The 20,744-nt window shown below is 46.1% G+C and carries 22 protein-coding genes; 17 read left to right on the forward strand and 5 right to left on the reverse strand.

Annotated elements, in window-relative coordinates:
* The first annotated feature begins 64 nt into the window (after positions 1-64).
* From rpsO to U1F02_RS11550, 10 genes are all read left to right on the forward strand, one after another.
* Positions 65-334: a 30S ribosomal protein S15 gene (gene rpsO / locus U1F02_RS11505; RefSeq protein ID WP_409990536.1), complete on the forward strand. Its 270-nt coding sequence runs from the start codon at positions 65-67 to the stop codon at positions 332-334.
* Positions 335-718: 384 nt separating this feature from the next.
* Positions 719-2,848, forward strand: a complete 2,130-nt coding sequence (gene pnp, locus U1F02_RS11510) for a polyribonucleotide nucleotidyltransferase (protein WP_409990537.1) — start codon at positions 719-721, stop codon at positions 2,846-2,848.
* A gap of 132 nt (positions 2,849-2,980) precedes the next feature.
* Positions 2,981-3,856 carry a TraB/GumN family protein gene (locus U1F02_RS11515; protein WP_409990538.1) on the forward strand — a complete coding sequence of 292 codons (876 nt, stop codon included), beginning with the start codon at positions 2,981-2,983 and terminating at the stop codon, positions 3,854-3,856.
* 19 nt (positions 3,857-3,875) lie between these two features.
* Positions 3,876-4,754: an ATP-binding cassette domain-containing protein gene (locus U1F02_RS11520; RefSeq protein ID WP_409990539.1), complete on the forward strand. Its 879-nt coding sequence runs from the start codon at positions 3,876-3,878 to the stop codon at positions 4,752-4,754.
* Complete coding sequence (locus U1F02_RS11525; RefSeq protein WP_409990540.1) at positions 4,751-6,136, forward strand: hypothetical protein; 1,386 nt, start codon at positions 4,751-4,753, stop codon at positions 6,134-6,136. The genes U1F02_RS11520 and U1F02_RS11525 overlap by 4 nt, the downstream gene beginning before the upstream one ends.
* A complete protein-coding gene (locus tag U1F02_RS11530) occupies positions 6,136-6,510 on the forward strand; it encodes a GntR family transcriptional regulator (protein ID WP_409990541.1) in 375 nt (124 codons plus the stop codon). The genes U1F02_RS11525 and U1F02_RS11530 overlap by 1 nt, the downstream gene beginning before the upstream one ends.
* 42 nt (positions 6,511-6,552) lie before the next feature.
* On the forward strand, positions 6,553-8,109 hold the full coding sequence (locus U1F02_RS11535) for an alpha/beta fold hydrolase (RefSeq protein WP_409990542.1): 1,557 nt from the start codon (positions 6,553-6,555) through the stop codon (positions 8,107-8,109).
* On the forward strand, positions 8,106-8,861 hold the full coding sequence (locus U1F02_RS11540) for an ATP-binding cassette domain-containing protein (protein ID WP_409990543.1): 756 nt from the start codon (positions 8,106-8,108) through the stop codon (positions 8,859-8,861). The genes U1F02_RS11535 and U1F02_RS11540 overlap by 4 nt, the downstream gene beginning before the upstream one ends.
* Positions 8,851-10,050 carry an ABC transporter permease gene (locus U1F02_RS11545; protein ID WP_409990544.1) on the forward strand — a complete coding sequence of 400 codons (1,200 nt, stop codon included), beginning with the start codon at positions 8,851-8,853 and terminating at the stop codon, positions 10,048-10,050. The genes U1F02_RS11540 and U1F02_RS11545 overlap by 11 nt, the downstream gene beginning before the upstream one ends.
* A gap of 21 nt (positions 10,051-10,071) precedes the next feature.
* Positions 10,072-10,929, forward strand: coding sequence for a hypothetical protein (locus tag U1F02_RS11550; protein ID WP_409990545.1), 858 nt, complete (start codon positions 10,072-10,074; stop codon positions 10,927-10,929).
* 22 nt (positions 10,930-10,951) lie between these two features.
* Here U1F02_RS11550 and U1F02_RS11555 read toward each other — a convergent pair whose 3' ends face one another.
* Positions 10,952-11,509, reverse strand: a complete 558-nt coding sequence (locus U1F02_RS11555; RefSeq protein ID WP_409990546.1) for a glutathione S-transferase family protein — start codon at positions 11,507-11,509, stop codon at positions 10,952-10,954.
* Positions 11,510-11,558: 49 nt separating this feature from the next.
* Entirely contained in the window at positions 11,559-11,996 is a 438-nt protein-coding gene (locus U1F02_RS11560) for a nuclear transport factor 2 family protein (RefSeq protein ID WP_409990547.1), read from the reverse strand.
* Between the two features lie 327 nt (positions 11,997-12,323).
* Here U1F02_RS11560 and U1F02_RS11565 point away from each other — a divergent pair, with 327 nt between their 5' ends.
* From U1F02_RS11565 to U1F02_RS11575, 3 genes are all read left to right on the forward strand, one after another.
* A complete protein-coding gene (locus tag U1F02_RS11565; protein WP_409990548.1) occupies positions 12,324-12,632 on the forward strand; it encodes a hypothetical protein in 309 nt (102 codons plus the stop codon).
* 216 nt (positions 12,633-12,848) lie between these two features.
* Positions 12,849-13,574: a M48 family metallopeptidase gene (locus U1F02_RS11570; protein ID WP_409990549.1), complete on the forward strand. Its 726-nt coding sequence runs from the start codon at positions 12,849-12,851 to the stop codon at positions 13,572-13,574.
* Positions 13,575-13,600: 26 nt separating this feature from the next.
* Complete coding sequence (locus U1F02_RS11575; protein ID WP_409990550.1) at positions 13,601-13,969, forward strand: DUF2750 domain-containing protein; 369 nt, start codon at positions 13,601-13,603, stop codon at positions 13,967-13,969.
* 11 nt (positions 13,970-13,980) lie between these two features.
* Here U1F02_RS11575 and U1F02_RS11580 read toward each other — a convergent pair whose 3' ends face one another.
* Positions 13,981-14,325: a hypothetical protein gene (locus U1F02_RS11580; RefSeq protein ID WP_409990551.1), complete on the reverse strand. Its 345-nt coding sequence runs from the start codon at positions 14,323-14,325 to the stop codon at positions 13,981-13,983.
* 141 nt (positions 14,326-14,466) lie between these two features.
* Between U1F02_RS11580 and U1F02_RS11585 the strand changes: the two genes are divergently transcribed.
* The 4 genes from U1F02_RS11585 (at position 14,467) to U1F02_RS11600 (ending at position 18,785) form a co-directional block, all read left to right on the forward strand.
* The gene (locus U1F02_RS11585) at positions 14,467-14,934 is read left to right on the forward strand and encodes an LEA type 2 family protein (protein ID WP_409990552.1); all 468 of its coding nucleotides are present in this window, start codon (positions 14,467-14,469) and stop codon (positions 14,932-14,934) included.
* Positions 14,935-15,018: 84 nt separating this feature from the next.
* Positions 15,019-17,277: a DNA topoisomerase IV subunit A gene (gene parC / locus U1F02_RS11590; RefSeq protein WP_409990553.1), complete on the forward strand. Its 2,259-nt coding sequence runs from the start codon at positions 15,019-15,021 to the stop codon at positions 17,275-17,277.
* 145 nt (positions 17,278-17,422) lie between these two features.
* The gene (locus U1F02_RS11595; protein WP_409990554.1) at positions 17,423-17,695 is read left to right on the forward strand and encodes a PilZ domain-containing protein; all 273 of its coding nucleotides are present in this window, start codon (positions 17,423-17,425) and stop codon (positions 17,693-17,695) included.
* Complete coding sequence (locus tag U1F02_RS11600; protein ID WP_409990555.1) at positions 17,646-18,785, forward strand: polysaccharide deacetylase family protein; 1,140 nt, start codon at positions 17,646-17,648, stop codon at positions 18,783-18,785. Before U1F02_RS11595 ends, U1F02_RS11600 begins: the two co-directional genes overlap by 50 nt.
* Before the next feature lie 7 nt (positions 18,786-18,792).
* Here the strand turns inward: U1F02_RS11600 and U1F02_RS11605 are convergent, their stop codons facing one another.
* Both U1F02_RS11605 and U1F02_RS11610 read right to left on the reverse strand, forming a co-directional pair.
* The gene (locus U1F02_RS11605) at positions 18,793-19,896 is read right to left on the reverse strand and encodes an alpha/beta hydrolase (protein WP_409990556.1); all 1,104 of its coding nucleotides are present in this window, start codon (positions 19,894-19,896) and stop codon (positions 18,793-18,795) included.
* 25 nt (positions 19,897-19,921) lie between these two features.
* Positions 19,922-20,713, reverse strand: a complete 792-nt coding sequence (locus U1F02_RS11610; protein WP_409990557.1) for a glucosaminidase domain-containing protein — start codon at positions 20,711-20,713, stop codon at positions 19,922-19,924.
* Positions 20,714-20,744 lie beyond the last annotated feature (31 nt).

A 20,744-nucleotide genomic window follows, 5' to 3' on the forward strand; every position in this document is an offset into this window, starting at 1 on the left:
AACCCACCTGTAAATATGCACGGGCGGGCTGTAATTGAATCGCATATTAACTGAGGAAAAAATCATGGCACTGAGTGCTTCTGAAAAAGCTGCAATTGTAAAAGAGTACCAACAAGCTGAAGGCGACACTGGTTCACCTGAAGTTCAAGTTGCTTTGTTGACCGTAAACATCAACAAGCTTCAAGGCCACTTCGCTGACCACAAAGCTGACCACCACTCACGTCGTGGTTTGATTCGCATGGTAAATGCGCGTCGTAAACTGTTGGATTACCTCAAAGGTAAAGACTCATCACGTTACAGTGCACTGATTCAAAAACTGGGTCTGCGCCGTTAATTTGATCCATGCCCGCCTCGGCGGGCATTCTTGTTTTTTGAGATCGTAAAAATGATGGAGTTGTGCGCCAAAAGAGTAGGTAAGGCGCAATGGCAGGATGCGAATTTATTGAAAACTTGAACTGAAAAATTTATAGGCGCGTTAAAAAAATCAACAAATGTTTTGCACGAAAAATATCGAGTGCCGAAGAGTGGCACAGCGACGGCAGTGCAAGGCAAATTTTTTTGAGGAACGCACGCCTGCATGGATGTAGGTGGTAGAGCAAAGCAGGAGCACTTGCCGAGTTTACATAGAGTAAATGAGCATTCATCAAAAAAATTTAACGCCGCAATGCCTAGCACCCCTTCGTGAGAAAATGTTTAAACGCAACCAAAGGATAAAAGAGTGAATCCGATTATTAAGAAATTCCAATACGGCAACCAAACCGTAACCTTAGAAACTGGCCGCATTGCTCGTCAAGCAACCGGTGCAGTATTAGTAACCATGGGCGAAGTATCTGTGCTTTGTACTGTTGTAGGTGCAAAAAAGGCATCACCAGGCCAAGACTTCTTCCCACTGTCTGTTCATTACCAAGAAAAAAGCTACGCTGCCGGCCGTATTCCCGGTGGTTATTTGAAGCGTGAAGGCCGTCCTTCCGAAAAAGAAACCTTGACCTCTCGTTTGATCGACCGTCCAATTCGTCCGCTGTTTCCAGAAGGCTTCCTGAACGAAGTGCAAGTGGTATGTACTGTTGTATCGACTGATAAACAATACGATCCAGATATAGCTGCCATGATCGGTACTTCTGCTGCATTGGCAATTTCTGGTATTCCATTCAATGGCCCAGTTGGCGCTGCTCGTGTTGGTTACACCGCACAAGATGGTTACATCCTCAACCCAAGCTACAAGCAACTCGAAACCTCTGAGTTGGACATGGTGGTTGCAGGTACCAAAGACGCCGTATTGATGGTTGAATCTGAAGCGAAAGAATTGCCAGAAGACACCATGTTGGGCGCGGTTCTTTACGCTCACCAAGAGATGCAAGCCGTTGTACAAGCCTGTGCGGAATTGGCTCGCGATGCGGGCAAGCCGCGTTGGGATTGGCAGCCTCCAGCTGAAAATGTTGCTTTGAAAGAAGCTTTGGTAAAAGGTTTTGCTGATTCCATCAGCATGGCTTACCGCATCACCGACAAAGCCAAGCGCTATGATCGTTTGGGTGAATTGTTGGCGCAAGCGACCGCTGAATTGGCGACCGAAGCGACTGGTTTTAGCGAAGACGAAGTGAAAGGCGCTTTCGGTATGTTGGAATACCGTTTAGTGCGTGCAAACATCGTTGCGGGTCAACCACGTATCGATGGCCGCGACAACAAAACTGTTCGTCCAATTCAAGTTGAAGTTGGCGTGTTGGGTAAAGCGCACGGTTCTGCATTGTTTACCCGCGGTGAAACTCAAGCCTTGGTTGTTGCGACTTTGGGTAACGCGCGCGATGCGCAAATCATCGACTTCCTTGAAGGCACCAAAAAAGATTCATTCCTGTTGCACTACAACTTCCCACCTTTCTCTGTAGGTGAGTGCGGTCGTATGGGTGCAACGGGTCGTCGCGAAATCGGTCACGGCCGTTTAGCGCGTCGCGGTGTTGCAGCCGTTCTTCCAAGCGAAGAAAGCTTCCCATACACCTTGCGTGTTGTGAGCGAAATTACTGAATCTAACGGTTCAAGCTCAATGGCGTCTGTGTGTGGTTCTTCATTGGCGCTGATGGACGCTGGTGTTCCACTGAAAGCACCTGTTGCCGGTATCGCAATGGGCTTGGTGAAAGAGCCAGAAGGTTTTGCAGTCTTGACCGATATTCTCGGCGACGAAGACCACCTCGGCGACATGGACTTCAAAGTAGCCGGTACCACCAGCGGTGTAACTGCACTGCAAATGGATATCAAAATTGAAGGTATCACCGAAGAGATTATGGAAATCGCACTTGAGCAAGCTCTTGCTGCGCGTTTGCACATCCTCGGCGAAATGAACAAAGTTATTTCAACGGCGCGTTCAACCATCAGTGAAAACGCTCCACGCTTTGAAACCATCAAAATTCATCCAGACAAGATCCGTGACATTATCGGTAAAGGCGGCGCGACTATTCGTGCAATCACCGAAGAAACCGGTTCTTCAATCGACATCGACGATGACGGTACCGTGAAGATTTACGCAGACAACACCGAAGCATTGAACGCAGCGATTTACCGCGTACAAGGCATTGTTGCTGAAGCAGAAATCGGCGCAATCTACGAAGGCACTGTTGTGCGTATCGTAGATTTCGGCGCGTTCGTAAACTTCCTCCCAGGTAAAGATGGCTTGGTACACATCTCTCAAATCGCCGACGAGCGCGTAGCTAACGTGAGCGATTATTTGAAAGAAGGCCAAGTGGTGAAAGTGAAATGCTTGGATGTGGATCAACGCGGCCGCATTAAGCTTTCTATCAAAGAAGCAAACGCGGAAGCCGCTGGTGAAGCAGCTCCTGCGACTGAAACCGCAGCAGAATAAACCTGCAGCGAATAAAAAAGCCCCGACTTGTTCGGGGCTTTTTTTTGCCCGAAAAAATCATCAGTGGCTTGCGTAAGTTAAAAATGTGTATTAGTGTAATAATACACATAAATTAATAGATAGGGATTGTGTATGAACAAGGTTATTCGTTGTCTGGTTATATTGACCTCTTTGTTGATTAGCCAAAGTCTGTTGGCGGCATCTGCGGTATATGAAATCAGCAAAGGTAAAAATAAAATTTATTTGGCTGGCACCATTCATTTACTGCGCCCACAAGATTTCCCACCGCCTGCGGAGTTCGACGAAGCTTATAAGCGATCGCAGAAAATCTACTTTGAAACGAATATCGAAAAAGCCAAAACCCCCGCATTCGGCCAGCGATTCGCGCAAGCCATGATTCTGCCGGAAAATAAAACATTAAAAGATGTGCTTAGCCTTGAAAGCTGGAGTGCTCTGCAAGCCTACGCAACTAAAACTCAATATCCGCTCAGTCAAACCATGATGTTTAATCCTGCCATGGTCAGCACTTTAATTACCCTTACCGAAAGTAAAAAGTTGGGGGTGGGTGACGGGGTAGACGCCTATTACGACAAGCTCGCGCGCACCGACAACAAAGCGGTCGGTGAACTCGAGTCGAGTGATGATGTTCTTTCCTATATGCAAAAGTTCGCACAAGAAGACCCTAACAAAATCATTGAAAGCACGCTCAGCGATGTAGAAACCATGCCCGCTGATTTGCAGCAGATGATTGAAAGTTGGCGATCGGGTGATCTGGATAGCTTGGATAAAAATTTCAGTGAAAGAATGCGCAAAGAAACGCCCCTTGTGTATCAATCGTTAATGGTAGAGCGTAATCAAAAATGGTTACCTTTGATTAAAGAGATGCTTAAGTCACCAGAAATAGAAATGGTTCTTGTCGGGAGTTTGCATTTGTCTGGCGAGGACGGGTTGTTAGCGCAACTAAAAAAATCCGGTTACACGGTTAAGTCTTTTCAAACTAAAGAATAAATAAAACCCAGGGAAAATTATGAGTTCGCCAATACTTGATATAAAAAATCTTCAACGAAACATAGATCAAGTCACCATCATCAAAGAAATCACTGCCCAAGTAAATGCGGGTGATGTGGTTGCATTACTTGGTAAAAACGGTGCCGGGAAAACAACTCTGCTAGAAACTGTGCTTGGTTTTAGCTTTCCATCATTTGGAAGTGTTGATCTGTGGGGAAAACCTGCCACGCAAATTGACGGTGATATAAAGCAGCGTATTGGATTTGTACCGCAACAATGTGAATTGCTTTTCGGTTTGCGCGGTAAAGATCACGTGGAATTATTTAAATCCTATCGCAATAGTTGGAATCAAGCATTGGTCGATCGATTGATTTTGGAGTGGTTAATTCCCATGGATGTCCCTGTGGGAAAAATGTCGATTGGCCAACAACAGAAGCTTGCAATTTTATTGGCTATTGCGCATGAACCTGAGCTTCTTGTATTGGACGAACCTGTTGCCAGCCTCGACCCGGTAGCGCGTCGACAATTTTTGCAGCAGTTGGTGGAAATTGCATCGGATGCGAATCGTGCCATTATTTTTTCATCACACATTGTGAACGATATGGAGCGAATTTCGAATCAGGTTTGGATGCTACAGGACGGTGAGCTCGCTTATCAAGGTGGCTTGGACGAGCTGAAAGAATCCGTTGCAAGAGTCACCATTAGATCGGAAAAATCGCTTCCAGATTGCTTGGCTATTGAAAACATTGTACGCAAAAAAGTAACCGGAACAGAAACGGTTGTCACCATTAAGAAATGGCGCCCAGACCTGCAGGCGCAGATTGCAGAAGAGTTAAATGCACAGGTCTCGGTGGAGTATTTATCTTTGGAAGATATTTTTCTGGAGTTGAACTCGTGATGAATAAATCATTGCTGCATCGCTACAGAGTTCTCTTTACCTGCATGCTGGGTGCGCTACCTTGGATGAAATGGCTACTAGCAGTCGGCATTGTAATTTCACTGATTGGCGTTCCTGTTAAATTAATCTGGGATACCCCTGCTGGTTTTATTGGTGGCGGAGCTTGCCTGTTTCTGTTTTTGTTTATGAACGCAATCGCTTTGCCTTACCAAATGTTATCCCTTGGAAGCAGTAAACAGCTTGCCCTGCTACCCGGTATTCGAGAGGCCGCTTTTGTTCTATTTCTACTCTGTTGTATATGCTTGAGTGTTGTTGTTGCCACAATTGCGTCGCGCGCACAGCCTCGTGACTTTTTTGGTGCATTTTCCACCGCCTTATTTTCTATATCGGCAGTGTTAATGGTTAGCGTAATTGTTGGGCAAAAATATCCGCGTTTGCAAGGGTTGGTGTATATGTTTGGTTGGGGGCTAATCCAAATGTATAAGCTCCTGGCGGATGTTCACCCGATCATACTCCTTGTTGTCAATTTGAGTTTCTGGCTCGCATTTTTTCGCCACTGGATGAACTGGCGTCCACAAAAGTATCAACCCAATATGTTTGCTATGTCACATACGCAATTAGCCGAATTTATGAGGCCGCGAAACGCTAATCTATTTTATAGTTTTGATGGGTTCTTTAAATTATATCCGTCTCGTTCGGATACTATTGTTGGAAGTATTTTGCTGGGGCGATCAGACGGTTTTAAATCCAAACTGATGAATATGGTTGGTGTGCTATTAGGTCTTCTCTTTTTGGTTGGGTTATTTTTTCTGATTGCAGACCTGAAAAGCTTTCGTGACTTTTTTGTGTTTGCTGGCCAAGTCAATATATACATCATGTACATTTGTTTTAGCTATGGCCTGATTCAGTTTTTCTTTCGGAATGTAGGTAAAGCTTGGTTACTTTTTGACGGAAAAAGAGACCGATTTTTTGTGTTGTTGGAGCGAACTTTTTGTTTCTGCGCTGCGACCTTTTTCTTCCCGATTTTTATTGTGCACCTGACTCTGGCTTTTCTGCTGTTGGATTGGTCTGTGTATCGCGATTTGGTTTGGATAACAGCAATCTATTCTTTGATCGTTATTGTTGTTGCCTTCTATGTGCAATTCATTATCTATCACAGAACAAAAGGCAGTTTACGTTGGAGCGTATGGGTAAACATTTTGCTCATGGCTATTTTTGTGGTTCCTGTGATTGCGAGCAATATTCTTTGGACGGAACATAAGGTTAGCATCATGCATTTGGCTTACTATTTTATCGTCGTGTCAGTTTTAGGAGTCATAGCATTACGTAAATGGGCTGAGCGGCAATGGGTGTTCGTCGATTTGGTAAAGGTAAACTATTGATGTTCATTCTTAACCCACAATCCGGCATTCCCATTTATCGCCAGCTCATCGACCAAGTGCGAAGAATGATTGCGGGCGGACAATTAAAAGCGGGAGATGATTTGCCTTCGGTGCGCGAGTTGGCGCTTGAACATGCCGTGAATCCTATGACAATCTCCAAAGCTTATTCCATGTTGGAGATGGAAGGTTTGTTGGTGCGGCAGCGTGGCAAGCCTATGCAAGTGGCGGAGCAGAATATAACGACGAAAACAAAAGAATCCCGTCTTGCCCATTTGCAACCTCAATTAGAAGCGCTGGTCATGGCTGCCAAGCAGCTGGAGATTTCAGAAGATGCACTTATAAAAGAACTTAAAAAAATCTTAAGTAGCAACTAGCAAGACTTCCACAATAATCTAAATAAATATGGAGATTGATTTATGCGTGTCTATAGGCTTGCGCTCGCATGCTGTCTTATCACTGCTTGCCTAACTGCGTGTGATAGAACTCATCAAGCGGCTCAGGAAAAATCCGTCTCTTGGTTGAGTCTTTGTCCAGATTTTTCCAAGACCGGAAAAGCGGTGGTGGAGCAAAATGCGCAGTGCGGTGTTTTTTCTGTGCTGGAAAATCCTCAAAATCCTCAGGGTAAAAAAATACCGATTAATGTTCTTCTTCTACCGGCTGTTAATCCGGTTCCGGAAAGAGATCCGCTTTTTGTGGTTGCCGGTGGGCCCGGTCAATCTGCAGTTGTTGTGGCAGAGTCGCTCCATTCTGCTTTTAACGATATACGCAAAAATCGCGATATTGTTTTTGTCGATCAGCGCGGCACCGGAAAATCCAATCCCTTGGATTGCGAACTCGAAACAGAAGCGAGCCAGCAATTATCGGAATCGGAGCAAGAGGCCTTTACTCAGAAGGCTATTGCTCAATGTATAAACACCATAAAAGATATTTCAGTGTTTTACACAACGCCCTATGCAGTAGCTGATTTGGACGCAGTGCGAGCCGAGCTGGGTTACGAAAAAATAAATTTGTGGGGCGGCTCTTATGGAACGCGCGTTGTATTGGAATACATGCGTCGGTATCCCATTCGCGCTCGCGCAGGCGTGTTGGATGGCGTGGCTCCAGTCGATATAGCTTTACCTTGGTCAATGGAAACGGATGGGCTCGCTGCGTTGGAAGCGCTCAATACGCAATGCGCCAAAACTAAAGCTTGTGTCGACACCTACGGCGACATAGTCAAAAAAGCTAAGGTGGTATCCGATCGTCTATCACAAAAGCCTGTCGCCATTACAATTCCGCACCCACGCACACAGGAGAAGGGTGTCGTTAATTTAAGTGCAGAAGATTTTTCCGGTGTGATAAGGCTGGCACTATACAGTCGCGATCTGTCGTCGCTAATTCCGCGTGTCATTAGCGAGGCAGAGTCCGGCAACTACGAACTTTTCGCATCACTTATTTATTTAGCGAAATCCAAAAGTGATCTGGCTGGCGTTAGTTACGGCATGCACTACTCGGTTGTCTGTAACGAAGATTATCCGCTCTACAAAAATAAAAACGCGGCCGAATCCAACGTGTTTTTAAATGCGCACTCGGTACAAAAATATTCGAAGGTGTGCGAACAATTGCCTCTGGGGAAAATGTCAGACGATTATTGGCAACCAATTCTTAGTGATGTGCCAGCTCTTTTGCTTTCTGGTGCAATGGACCCAGTAACGCCGCCGCGCTGGGGGGAGCTTGTGAAACAGCGTTTAAAAAATGCAGAGCATTTTGTTGTGCCCGGTGGTCACCACATAGTGACGGCGGAAGGTTGTGTGGCGCAGTTAATAACCGCGTTTATTGCAAAAGCTAATGCTCAATCTATGGATGCAAGCTGTGTTAAAAATATTCAGCCTTTGGCTATACATCTTCCAGTATCGGCTTACGCAACTGACGAGGAATCCAATACCGCCAGTCAAGACGACAGCGCTACTCGCGAATTGAGGGAACAGAAATGATTCAAATTGAAAGTATCAGCAAAGAGTTTGGCAATAAAAAAACAGGTGTTGTTCAGGCATTAAAAAATATCTCTCTCAATATTCGCGATGGTGAAATTACCGGCTTACTCGGTGTAAACGGTGCGGGCAAATCTACGCTCTTGCGATTAATTTACGGTTTGCAAAACCCTACGGCGGGACGAGTATCAATTGATAATATTGATGTGCTAAAAAATCCAAGCGCCGCGCGTCGCCGACTTGGCGTTTTGCCGGATGATGCTGGTCTGTATAAACGATTGACCGCGCGCGAAAACATTCGCTATTTCGGCGAGCTGCAAGGTCTTTCTCCAGATGAGTTGGACAACAATATTCAAGAGTTAATTGCGCTGTTAAAAATGGAAAATATTGCAGAGCGCAGAGCGGATGGTTTTTCGCTGGGCGAGCGAATGAAAACGGCCCTGGCTAGGGCAATAGTACATAAACCGCAACATATTCTTTTGGATGAGCCGACCAATGGTTTGGATGTCGTCACAACACGCGCTGTGCGTAATATGCTGTTGGCCTTGCGGGACCAGGGGCGCTGCATTCTTTTTTCCAGTCATTTAATGCATGAAGTGAGTGGTTTGTGTGATCGTATTTTAATTATTGCGGGTGGTGAAATAGTGGCTGATGGCAGTGTGGCGGATATTATTGCTACCTCCGAAACGCATAATTTAGAGGATGCGTTTATTAAGCTTTCACAGCTGCACGAAGGAGGGCGCCATGTTAACTAAGGATAACCTAAGATTTTCGTTGATTGTGTTTCGTAAAGAGTTGCGCGATGCACTGCGTGATAAACGCGCTTTACGCCTGGCATTTTTACCGCCGCTCTATTTTGTTGCCATTTTTGTTGGTTTGGTTTTCTTTGCGGTGAATATTGCCAATGACAAAAAAGTGGCCGGTGTAAATTCCATTCCGGTGTATGTTGAGGGTGAGAAGAATTTACCGGAACTGATTGCATGGCTGCGTGAACAAGGTGCAGTGATAAAGAATGTGGAGTCTGGTGCTTATCAGCAAGTCAAAGATAAAAAAATGGATTTCGCATTAATTATTCCAGATGAGGCCAAGCAAAAACGTGCAAAGGGCGAATCAGCTCCTGTGTGGTTGGTTTACGATGGCGCTAATCAAAAGTTGTCATCAAGCATTGGGTTCGTGCGTTCACAATTCTATGTGTGGAGCTCGCGAGTCGGTGCGGTTAACCTCATGGCGCGTGGCTTGGCTCCCGATGTTGGTTCACCCGTAATGTTGCGTGAAGACAATATTGCGGATGAACAGAAAATGAGTGTTTATTTGTTAGCGAGCGTGCCTTTAACTTTATTGCTCGCCGCTTTTATTGGCAGCGTTGGCTTTTCTGCGGATATGACAGCGGGTGAGCGCGAGCGGCGATCGCTGGAATCTCTGTTGATTACACCCATACCAACGTTTAGTTTGTATTTGGGAAAATGGCTGACGTCGGTTGTTCTTACAATATGTATTCTGTCGATGCAGTTAATATTGCTTGCCATTGCATTTCGTTTTTTGCCATTTAACCAATTGGGGTTGCGTGTAGACGTTAATTATCTCGATTTGATCAATGTGTTTTGGGCGCTGGTGCCCGTAGTGTTTTTTGCAGTGGCCTTGCAGTTGAGTCTTTCGATTTTTGCCAAGTCTTTTAAGGATGCACAATCCTTAATTGCCGGTTTGGTTTTTGTCCCAATGATGCTTAACTTTTACACCATGTTTAACCCTGGGCTCTTCTATGACTGGTGGTTGTGGGTTCCGGTGCTTGGTCAGGCAGTAGTTATTAAAGAAATTCTGTTGGGTGGTTCTATAGCGGCCTTCGCATTTTGGAAGTTCTGGGCGATGGGCTTGCTAATTACGTTTCTTACTTTTTGGATCGGCATCAAACAATTGCGGCGGCCAAAAATTGTATACGGGCAGTAATCACATCGGGAGAACTGTGCATTGAAATTATCACTGGGAATTGTGTTGGTCGTGGCGTGTGCATCATTTTTTATTGCTAAATTTTACCGTTCCGCTGAATCCTCTATTGAAAGCGTTGCGGTCGCGCCGGTGCAGCTTGCGATCAGCGCATCATCTTTGGATGGCGTTTCTTCATCGTCACTTTCGGCGGATCAACATTTATCGGGAATGGCTGCATCCTCCGTGGTATCTAGTCCCCAAAGTTTGTCAGGCGCACGTGTTGATCCATTGCCAGAAGTGGCTTTCTTTTTGCGGCAAATGGACAATGCCAATGTTCCTAGGCTCTATTTGCCGACGCCAAAGCAAAATGCGAATTTTAATTATGCAAAAGCAACTCCCGCGGAGTTGAAAGATCAAGCCCTGGCCGGTGACCCTTTTGCGGCATATCGTTATGCTGAGATTGTTGTTCAACAACAGGTTCGAGTGAAGAATGATAAGGGAGGCTTTGCATATAACCCTGAAGTTAAAAAGCGTGATGCAGCTATGGGTGAGGCGCGTGAATTTTATGTTCGCGCCTTGCAAGGAGGAATTAAATCGGCAGCTACTGTATTGAGCAAGTTCTATGAGGACACAACTCATGGCGGAAGTCGAATTGAATCTCTTGCTTGGCATAAAATCGCCTTCGCACTAGGTGAAAGTGAGCGATATGACTGCCTGCGGAATTCCACGACCTGCGCTGTTAAAGATTTTAATAATCTCAATCGCGTCGAATATTTTTATCCGTGTTTAACCAGTTCTGGGGATAGTTGTACTCAAGAAGAATATGACGCGGCTATGCTACTTGCCTTTCAATATGCGGACTCTTTGGAGTTTGCGCTCCATAATAAAGTTGCGCGCTAACAGCAATGTTAGCGCACGCGTTTTAAGTTGGTATCGCTGTGTCTTTAAAAGGCTGATACTGTTGAATGCCGGCTAAAAAATTTTGCAAGTTTTCATGTTCATCTATATTGATGCGGTTTCTAAAAAGTCCCCACGCTAGATAGCAAGCTAAACGCAAATGAACATCGCTATAAGGTGCTTGTGTCGGTAGTTTTAATGCGTTCAGTTCCGCCAGGCTGGATTCAATTCTTGCGGCTTGGCGGCGAGTATATTCATGAGCTTGTAAATCTACACCGTCTCTCTGCAGAAAAAATAAGTTCACGGTTGAATCAAGCGCGGTGTTAATAATGCAAAAGTCATTTAACTCGGTAGTCTTGGCTAGGAATGGCTGACCTGCTTTTTCTCGCAGGTGTTTTAGAATAGCCGTTGAGTCTGTGAGGAATAGATCGCCGTCTTCCAAAAAGGGTACGCGCTTTGTGGGCGATTGGGTCGCGCTCGCCGCCTGATCTGTTTCTATAAATTCGCATGCGCAATTGGTTTCAATTAATGCGATGCGGCAGTGGCGCACAAAGGGTGATGTGTAGCTACCGTATAATTTCATAAACTACCTTTTAAGTGTTAAATGCTTAAGTTGAATCCTAGTTAAATATTTAGTGATCTTTAAATGCCTGGCGCGCTAAGAGTTTCCAGTCGCCATGTTGCTTTTGCCAAATCAACATAACGCCTATGGTCACTTCGCCGGGTTTACCATCGTTGTTGGTGGTTGCGAACAAGGTATGACGCACTATGGCAACATCCTTGGTGATTTGAATTTTTTGATCGCGCAACTCAATGGTTACAAAGTCAGATTTTCCGCTAACAATTTTTTCAATAAATGCCGCTTGATCTTCTACATGCCCGCCGGAGTGCCCGTAATTAAGTTCGGTTGCGGTAAGTTCTTTTAGTTTTTTTGCATCAGCATTGATCATGGCGATGCGAAGGGCTTCGACTTTTTGTTCGACTTGGTTGATGTCTTTGTTAGAGCTGCTTGCGAAAGAAGCTTGGCTAAGTGTTAGGAGTAAGAGGGAGAAAAGAATTGTTTTCATCATGTTGCTCACGTGTTTGAGGTTTATTTTTACTGAGCGAAGACATTGCCGATGGGGCTTGCACTGTGTTTGTGCGACTTTTTTCGTTGTAACAAAATAGTTTTTAATAGCATGCGCGAAAATATACCACAAACGAAAAGCATTGTTCATGAACGCGTTTATTTTGTGCGTTTTACTCGAATACAGGGGATATGATTTAGCGCTCTTTCAGGATTGGTGGATATTCCAACTCGGTTTTTGACAAAGCCTGATCCAGCGATGACACTAGCTGTCCGAACGCCAAATATAGAAACTGAATTCGGGTTTATACCTTAGCGAAAAGGAGGCTCTATGTTGGATCCCATCCGCAATTTTAATGCTGATTTTGACGCTATTTTCGACGAGGCAGTGCAAACGCCAAAAGAAGATATTCGCGGTTCGCGTAACGCCCTTCCATCTGATGTTTTTTATTACCTCAACGAGGTTCAGCGCTTGGCGTTGCACAGCTTGGAAAATTTTGGGTGGCAACTGGCGTTTATTCGTCGCCCCTTATTTGTTGCCCCTATGGTGGTTGTTAAAAATTCTGAACAATCCAAATACGCAGTTCTGGAAGAAGATGGCAGCGTGAATCTGTCGCCTTCAGCTAAATGGCGTCATTAACCAGCGATGCTGTTTAATGTCACAAGGAGTGCAAGGAAATTCACTATCGTTGATGATTGGTCTGTTTGAATGAGTTAGTTAGTGTGTTCGTAAATGGATGAAATTGGAAACAGCTTTTATGGCCCCTGCTTAGCGGATGAGTGGGGGCTTTTTTTATGATTTATTTTTTTGTTTCTACAGGCATAATGCACTGGAGCTAATCAACTAGATGTATCTATGCCCATATCGTTTTTAAAGAAGCCGGCAGCGGTTTTGCCCTTTGAATATGAGTTAGTGCGGTCTGCGCGCAGGCGCAGCATCAGTATCGAAATTGCAAAGGCCCATGTGGTTGTAAGGGCGCCTTACTTTGTCGCTAAGTCTGATATTGAAAAGTTCGTTCGTGAAAAAGCACATTGGGCACAGCAAAAGTTAATTCAACAAGAGCAGCAACTTTCGGCGCTCCCCACCTATACCTTCGCGAATGGTGGGCGATTACCCTATCTGGGAATGGAACTCACGCTAGTTGTTCACACACTGCCGAAAGCCGATGTGGTGCGTTATGGCGAAAAGTTACTTGTTATTTTGTCCTCCCGCAGCCGCTTGGCCGAAGAGCAACAAGTTAAACGTTTGGTTTGCGAGTGGTATCAACAGCAGGCCTTGACGCTGTTGCAAGAAAAAACCAACGCAGCAGCACTTCGTTTGAGTGTTAAGCATTCTGGCGTAACCATAAAGGCTACGCGCTCCAAGTGGGGCCACTGTACTGCGCAGGGTGCCATTCAGTACAACTGGCAGATTTTGCTAGCCCCTGAGTCGGTAGTCGATTATCTTGTCGCCCACGAAGTGAGCCACCTCTTGCACCACAACCATAGCCCGGCGTTTTGGGCCGTTGTTGCAAGCCTGTGCCCGGATTACAAAAGCCGGCGTGCCTGGTTAAAAAACCACGGCATGAAACTCATGTTTTAACCCCTGTTAGCCAGCTGGAGAACCCTATGACCGAGCCGCTTAGTGACAACGACTCAGAGAACTTTGACCGTTTTATTGTTGAAGCAATCGAGAATGGTTGTGTGTGGAGTTTGCAGGGGCCGGAGGGCTGGGCGTTGTGCGGCTCTGAAAAGTACGAAAACACCGACGTTATGCCGTTTTGGTCGCAAGAGTCTTTTGCGCGCGTGCACTGCCAGGAAGACTGGAAAGATTACGAACCCGTCGCCATTGAGCTGGAAGAGTTTCTGGAAGATTGGCTAACGGGCATGCACGAAGATGTCATTCTGGCGGGCATTAACTGGGACGAAGAACTGGAAGGTGTCGAAATCGAGCCTTTGGATCTGTTGGAAGAGTTTGATCAAGAGTTGGCGGACTAGATTAACGGTAATTAGCGCCAGTTAGTTTCGTTGATATCTCCGCCGAACAAATGATCATGCAGTATGTCTACATGGTTCTTCTTGGCGAAGATTTCCAGCTCTAGCATGGTGTCGCACCAAGGTGAAAAGATTCGGCCAGTCGTGCGGTAGTCTCGATTGGTGATCAGAAATGAGTTGCCCGTAGACAGCAAGCGCTTGGAGATATGGCTAAACGCCCGGCGCTGGACTTGGAGCACAACCAAATCAAAATCCATACACAAACGCATCAGCTGCGGATGGATGGAGTCTTTGCGGTTGGTGAAGCTAATCTCCCTGCTACCAAGAATGTCGTCTGGTTTCAGTTTAGGGTAAGGCATAGTAAGTTCATCTAGTCTGGCGTCCGTTGCGTGAGCCTGCCTCCGTGCATCACATCAGGGCGCGGATTACACCACATGGGCGGCTTGAGGGCGAGAGCCTTGAGTCACAATTTCATCATTAAAACCCGGCGTTTTATCCCTATGAGCAAAACCCTTGGATTCCTGTGCCTTTGCGTGTCGTTCCTGCTTGCCAGCTGTGCAGCCTTAAACCCAACCCTTAAGCATCCAGACGTCAAATTAGTGGGTTTGCGCTTATTGCCCACTCAGGGTATTTTGCAGCGACAAATCGCCGTGGATCTCAGCATTCTCAACCCCAATCGGCAGGATTTGAGTGTGCGTGGTATCAATTACAGCTTGGGCGTTGAAAGTATAAAATTGCTATCTGGCGCGAGTGACCAAGTTCCGGTGCTGAAAGGCATGCAGGAGACGCCGGTTACGTTAGTGATGTCCGCCGATATGATTTCCATCATGCGTTTGGTGGAGCATTTCAGCTCCAAGGGCGTGGGAGATAAAGTGAATTACAACTTCTCCGCAGTCATTGATTTTGGCGCGTGGTTGCCTTCAATGCATGTGGATAGAAAAGGTGCTGTGCCGCTTGGCGGCAAATAGAAACTAGACGCAAAAACAATAAACGGGAAAACCCAGTGGCGGTGCAGATGTGCGCCGCCTTCTCAGTGATTAGCAGGACTTTGAATGAGTGAGTTAATAAGCCTTCCCGATGCCGATGAGCGCATCGCCTTAAAAGATTTTACCGAAAAAGCCTATCTCGATTACTCCATGTACGTCATCCTAGACCGCGCCTTGCCCCACATCGGCGACGGTTTGAAACCCGTGCAGCGTCGCATTGTGTACGCCATGAGTGAGTTGGGTTTAAAGGCTAGCGCTAAATACAAAAAATCCGCCCGTACCGTGGGTGATGTAATCGGTAAATTTCACCCACACGGCGACTCGGCCTCTTACGAAGCCATGGTGCTAATGGCGCAGCCTTTTTCTTATCGCTATACCTTGGTCGATGGTCAAGGAAACTGGGGTTCACCCGATGACCCGAAATCCTTCGCGGCCATGCGTTACACCGAATCGCGCCTGACTAAATACAGCGAAGTTTTGTTGGAGGAGTTGGGCCAAGGCACCGTGGATTGGCAGCCCAACTTTGATGGCACTTTAGAAGAGCCTGCCGTATTGCCCGCTCGCGTTCCCAACGTGTTGCTGAACGGCACTACCGGCATTGCCGTAGGTATGGCCACCGATATTCCTCCGCACAATTTGCGCGAAGTTGTGAATGCGCTGGTGCATTTAATTGATAATCCCCAAGCGAGCGTCACTGATCTCTGCCAGCACATCCTCGGCCCGGATATGCCGACGGATGCGGAAATCATTTCACCGCGCGATGAAATTATCAAAATGTACGAAACCGGCCGCGGAAGCGTACGTATGCGCGCTGTGTGGCAAAAAGATGAAGAAACGGGCGATATAGTTATTACCGCGTTGCCACACCAAGTCAGCGGCGCAAAAATTCTTGAGCAAATTGCCGCGCAAATGCAGGCGAAGAAATTGCCCATGGTGGCAGATTTGCGCGATGAATCTGACCATGAAAACCCGACGCGCCTCGTCATTATTCCGCGCTCAAATCGCGTTGACCTTGAGCAGGTCATGCAGCATTTATTTGCGACAACAGAATTAGAACGCACCTATCGTGTCAACATGAACATGATTGGTATCGACGGTAAACCGGCGGTCAAACCGCTCAATAAAATTTTGAGTGAATGGCTGAGTTTCCGCACAGTGACCACGCGCCGCCGTTTGCAATATCGCTTAGAAAAGGTGGAAGAGCGTTTGCTGCGTTTAGCGGCTTTGATGATTGTGTTTTTAAATGTGGATGAAGTCATTCGCATCATCCGTGAAGAAGACAATCCAAAACCAGTGCTTATGGAGCGTTTCAATTTAATTGAAATGCAAGCGGAATACATTCTGGAAACCAAATTGCGCCAATTGGCGCGTTTGGAAGAAATGAAAATTCGCGAAGAACAAGAAGCGTTAGAAAAAGAGCGCGATGGTTTGCAAAAAATTCTTGAATCAGCGGTTAAATTAAAAAATCTGGTACGCAAAGAACTTGTACAGGTCGCCGAGCAATTTGGCGATGACCGTCGCTCGCCGATTGTGGCGCGCGCCGAAGCGCAAGCGCTGAGCGAAACCGAATTAATGAGTGTTGATCCAATTACGGTTGTGATTTCCGACAAAGGTTGGATTCGCGCTGCTAAAGGTCATGATATAGATGCCGCCGGTTTAAGTTATAAAGCAGGCGACAGTTTGAAATTCGCCTTACATGGTAAGAGCAATCAGCAAGTCATTTTGTTAGATTCAACTGGCCGCAGTTATTCATTGCCTGCGCACAATTTGCCATCCGCGCGTGGTCAGGGTGAACCTTTAACCGGAAAAATTTCTCCGCCGAGTGGTGCAACCTTTGAAGGTGCGTTGATGGGAGCAAATGATCAACGTGTTCTATTGGCGAGTGATGCGGGTTACGGCTTTGTTGCAAAACTGGAAGATCTCGCCAGTAAAAACAAAGCCGGTAAAACCATGCTCAGCTTGCCGGAAAATGCGCGCGTTTTACCGCCGCAATTTATTGCAGACCCTGCGAATGCCTTGCTCGCTGCCGTAAGTAATGATGGTCGTTTATTAGTATTCCCCGTCACCGAATTGCCTGAATTGGCGAAAGGTAAGGGCAATAAAATTATGAACATTCCGTCTGCCCGAGCGCAAACGCATGAAGAGTTTGTGGTGTCGGTGAGTGTGATTAATCCTAACCAAACACTTACGCTTTATTCTGGCAAACGTCATATCACCTTAAAGATGGCTGACCTTGAGCATTACAAAGGTGAGCGCGGTCGTCGCGGAAATAAATTGCCACGCGGCTTCCAAAAAGTTGATTCGGTTGAAGTGACGGACAAGTAAAATAACGTTGATGTGAGGTTCCCCCTTTGAAAAAGGGGGCTAGGGGGATTTTAAAATTAAACGCTTTCATTAAATTCCCCGCCCCTTTTTTTTCAAAGGGGGGTAAATGCAAAAAAATTTCATAATAATTTATAAAGGAACCCCTATGAGTACCAAAGACAAACGTCGCCACATTCGTACGCCCTTAGCTTGCCGCATTAAAGTAACTCATGGCGGTGCGGAAATGATTGTAAAAACCCGCGATATTTCCGACGGTGGCGTGTTTGTTGTGCTGGAGCCAGAGCAAGTTCCGCCCATAGGTTCTCATGTCACTGGTCAGGTTCAAGGTTTAATGGACGATGCGCCTATTCTGGAAATGGAGGTGGTGCGTGTTGAACCAGCTGGCGTTGGTTTGCGCTTTATCAATTTGGAAGACTGATTTCTTTGTGGTGAATAATGTGAAAGCGGCAGTAAGAGTATTGACCTTTTTGTTCGGTCTATCATGTGTGATTTCCAGTCAAGCCGCTACGGTTCTCATTTATCACCACGTTAGCAACACCATGCCGGCTTCTACGAGTATTAGCCCCGAGCATTTTGTTGCGCATTTGGATTACCTCGAAAAAAATCATTTCAACATTGTTCCGCTGGCTGACCTTACAGAAAAATTGCGCAAGGGCGAAGCGCTGCCCGATAAAACGGTAGCGATTACTTTTGATGATTCTTATGCCGATGTCTACACCGCTGCTTATCCGCTCTTGAAAATGCGTAACTGGCCTTTCACCTTTTTTGTAAATACCGATGCCGTAGGTACGGGCAAAATATTTGTAACCTGGGATCAGTTACGCGAAATGTCCAAAAACGGCGTGACCATCGCAAATCACACCACTAAACATGACCACTTAGTGCGATTAAACAAAAATGAAACAGTGGGGCAGTTTCAGGAACGCATTGCAAATGATCTAGCTTCCGCACAGAAAAAAATAGAAAGCGAAATTGGCAGTGCGCCAAAGATATTTGCGTATCCATTCGGTGAGTACAGCACAGATGTAAAAGCTGCCGTCAAAAAAGCTGGCTATATTGCATTTACTCAACAAGCGGGTGTGCTGGATTCCGCAACCGATTTGCAAACATTACCGCGCTTCCCTTTCGGTGGAAGTTACACAGAGCTTAATGACTTTATCGAAAAAATTAACACACTGCCTATGCCGCTTAAGCGCGTAGAATTTTTTGCAAATAAGCAAACGGCGTTAAAGGATATTATTGTCAATGTGGGTGAGAAACCTTATTTGGTGTTAACTCTGAGCGATGAATCCTTACTCAAAAAAATCCGCTGTTTTTCATCCAACGAAGGTCCCATCAATACTGAAGTGCTTGATGGAAAATTATGGGTTCAATCCAAACAAGCATTTCCCGCTGGCCGCACTAAGTTTAACTGCACTGCACCCAGTGGGCAGCCTGGCCGTTATTATTGGTTTACGCAGCTTTGGTTAGTGACGGATAAAAACGGTAATTGGACCTATCAAGATTGATGTTAATCTATGGCGTACCTAATTTCAGGGGCCCCTTTTCAATTCCGCTCAGGTTTGTATGTTTTAACCAATCTGCGGAAGCTTTAAACATTATTGAATGATTGTTTTCCCAAATTGCCCGGTGTGATGAGCACGCTAAATTGAGTAATACTTTTTGCGAAGAGCCCAAGTCTTCAAAAAGTTCATGCACTCGTTGCGGCAAAACCTGAATATCGAACTCTCCCGTGATTAAGAGCGTAGGAAGCGTAAATTGCTGCGCGGAAGTTTGGTTGAACCCCCAGGTCTTCCCTTGTTCCGGCGCACGACGAACGCCCGTACCCCAGGTTTTGCCGAGTGCATCTGACGCCAGAATTTCCCGCCAAACAATAGGAGTAATCTGTTCATCAACCTGATTGGCGCAGCCGGTTTGCTTTTTCCAACCGTTTAAAAAATCTGTTTGGTTTTGTGCGCCCATCAGCGATGACACTTCTGTGCTTTTAGGTGAGGTAAGCGGCGCATCACGATGATAGGCCGGGGCTAACAAAACAAGCTTATCTACTTTGCCGGGGTAGCGTTGCACATAGCCAAGGCTGCGCGGCCCGCCTTGTGACCAGCCGATGAGTGCGAGCGATTTGATCGCCGTGTTCTTGCGAATAAAGTTAACGGCGGCATCCATATCCGCCCAATCCGACTCGATATTGGTTAATGGTTGCGAGTGTGATTTCGCGCAGGATTCTTTTATCAATGTGGGAATGAATTGCTGCTGTTCGCTTGCAGAAAAATTGCAGGGGTCGTTCATTGGCTCGGGGCGCGTTGAGCGGCCATAGCCGGTTAAATCGAGCGCAAAAACATCGAACCCGGACTGCGCCAAATAATTCATCCAGCTGTAGTCTTTGTAGCGCAAATCAAAAGAGGGTGTGGATGGTGTACCGCTACCGTGAATAAATAGCACGGCGTTTTGCGGTTGTTTTTCTGCAGGTTTAAGTTCGCGCAGGTAAAGCTTTACGAGCTTTCCTTTCAGCGCTGGTGAAGCGGAAGGTACTTCGACAAAGTGTTCGCGGGTAATCACTTCAGCTGCAATTGTTTGGGAAAAAACTAAAAGAGCAGCTAAAGCGAAAATAAGTTTTTGCATGTTCCTTTGCCAATCCGCGCAGATGTTATTCAAGTTTTGCCGATGCAATCATGGCGCGCACTTCAGTGATGTAAATATCACCGCGTCCACAGTATTTGCCTAAACCGGCAACCAAGGTGCGGCCATTAAACTTGGTGGCGTCATGGCGAATTTTTGCACGTAAATCCCGCAAGCTGCGGTAAGCGTTGTTGGTGTTGATGTTGCGGTAGTAAGAGTTAATAGAGTCTTCAATGCTATCGAATTTTCTCACCTCGTGTGTTGCAGAGGCAGCACGACGAGTCGGTACAATACCGCACCCTTTTTTAAAGCACCATTCGCCAAATAAATTATTGCCTTCTTGTGCAAACAGCGAGGTTCCCCAGCCTGATTCTATGGCTGCTTGGGCGATCACCATCGCTGGTGGAATAATGTCTACACGCGACAACAAAACTTCAACCGCTTGTTTGTCGCTGGGGTAATCCTCAGTGCTCACGGAAAAATCTTCGCGTAAACGGTTCAATTGTTCTCGATCAACAAAACCTAATTCGTGTTTCTGATCAATTTCGCTTTTAATTTGCAGCAGGCGCTCGCGTGTGCTTAGCAGCAGCTCATTTTTTTGCTCCACTAATGGGCGCATGATTTCAATAAATAATTGCACTCGCTCCATAGGTTGGTTGATGGCGGTTAAATCGGGCAACAAAGTATTGCTGGTTAATACGTCGCTATCGATTTTCCCGCTTAAGGGGTTTTGCGAAAGCATAAATACCAAGACTAAAGTGCCAACTGCATAGCCTAGTAAAGTTAAACCTAACAACCATGATGAAAAACGTTTTTGCATTGCTGACCTGTTCTAAAATTGCTGTGGTAAA

The organism is Cellvibrio sp., assembly GCF_046347455.1.
Lineage (GTDB): Bacteria > Pseudomonadota > Gammaproteobacteria > Pseudomonadales > Cellvibrionaceae > Cellvibrio.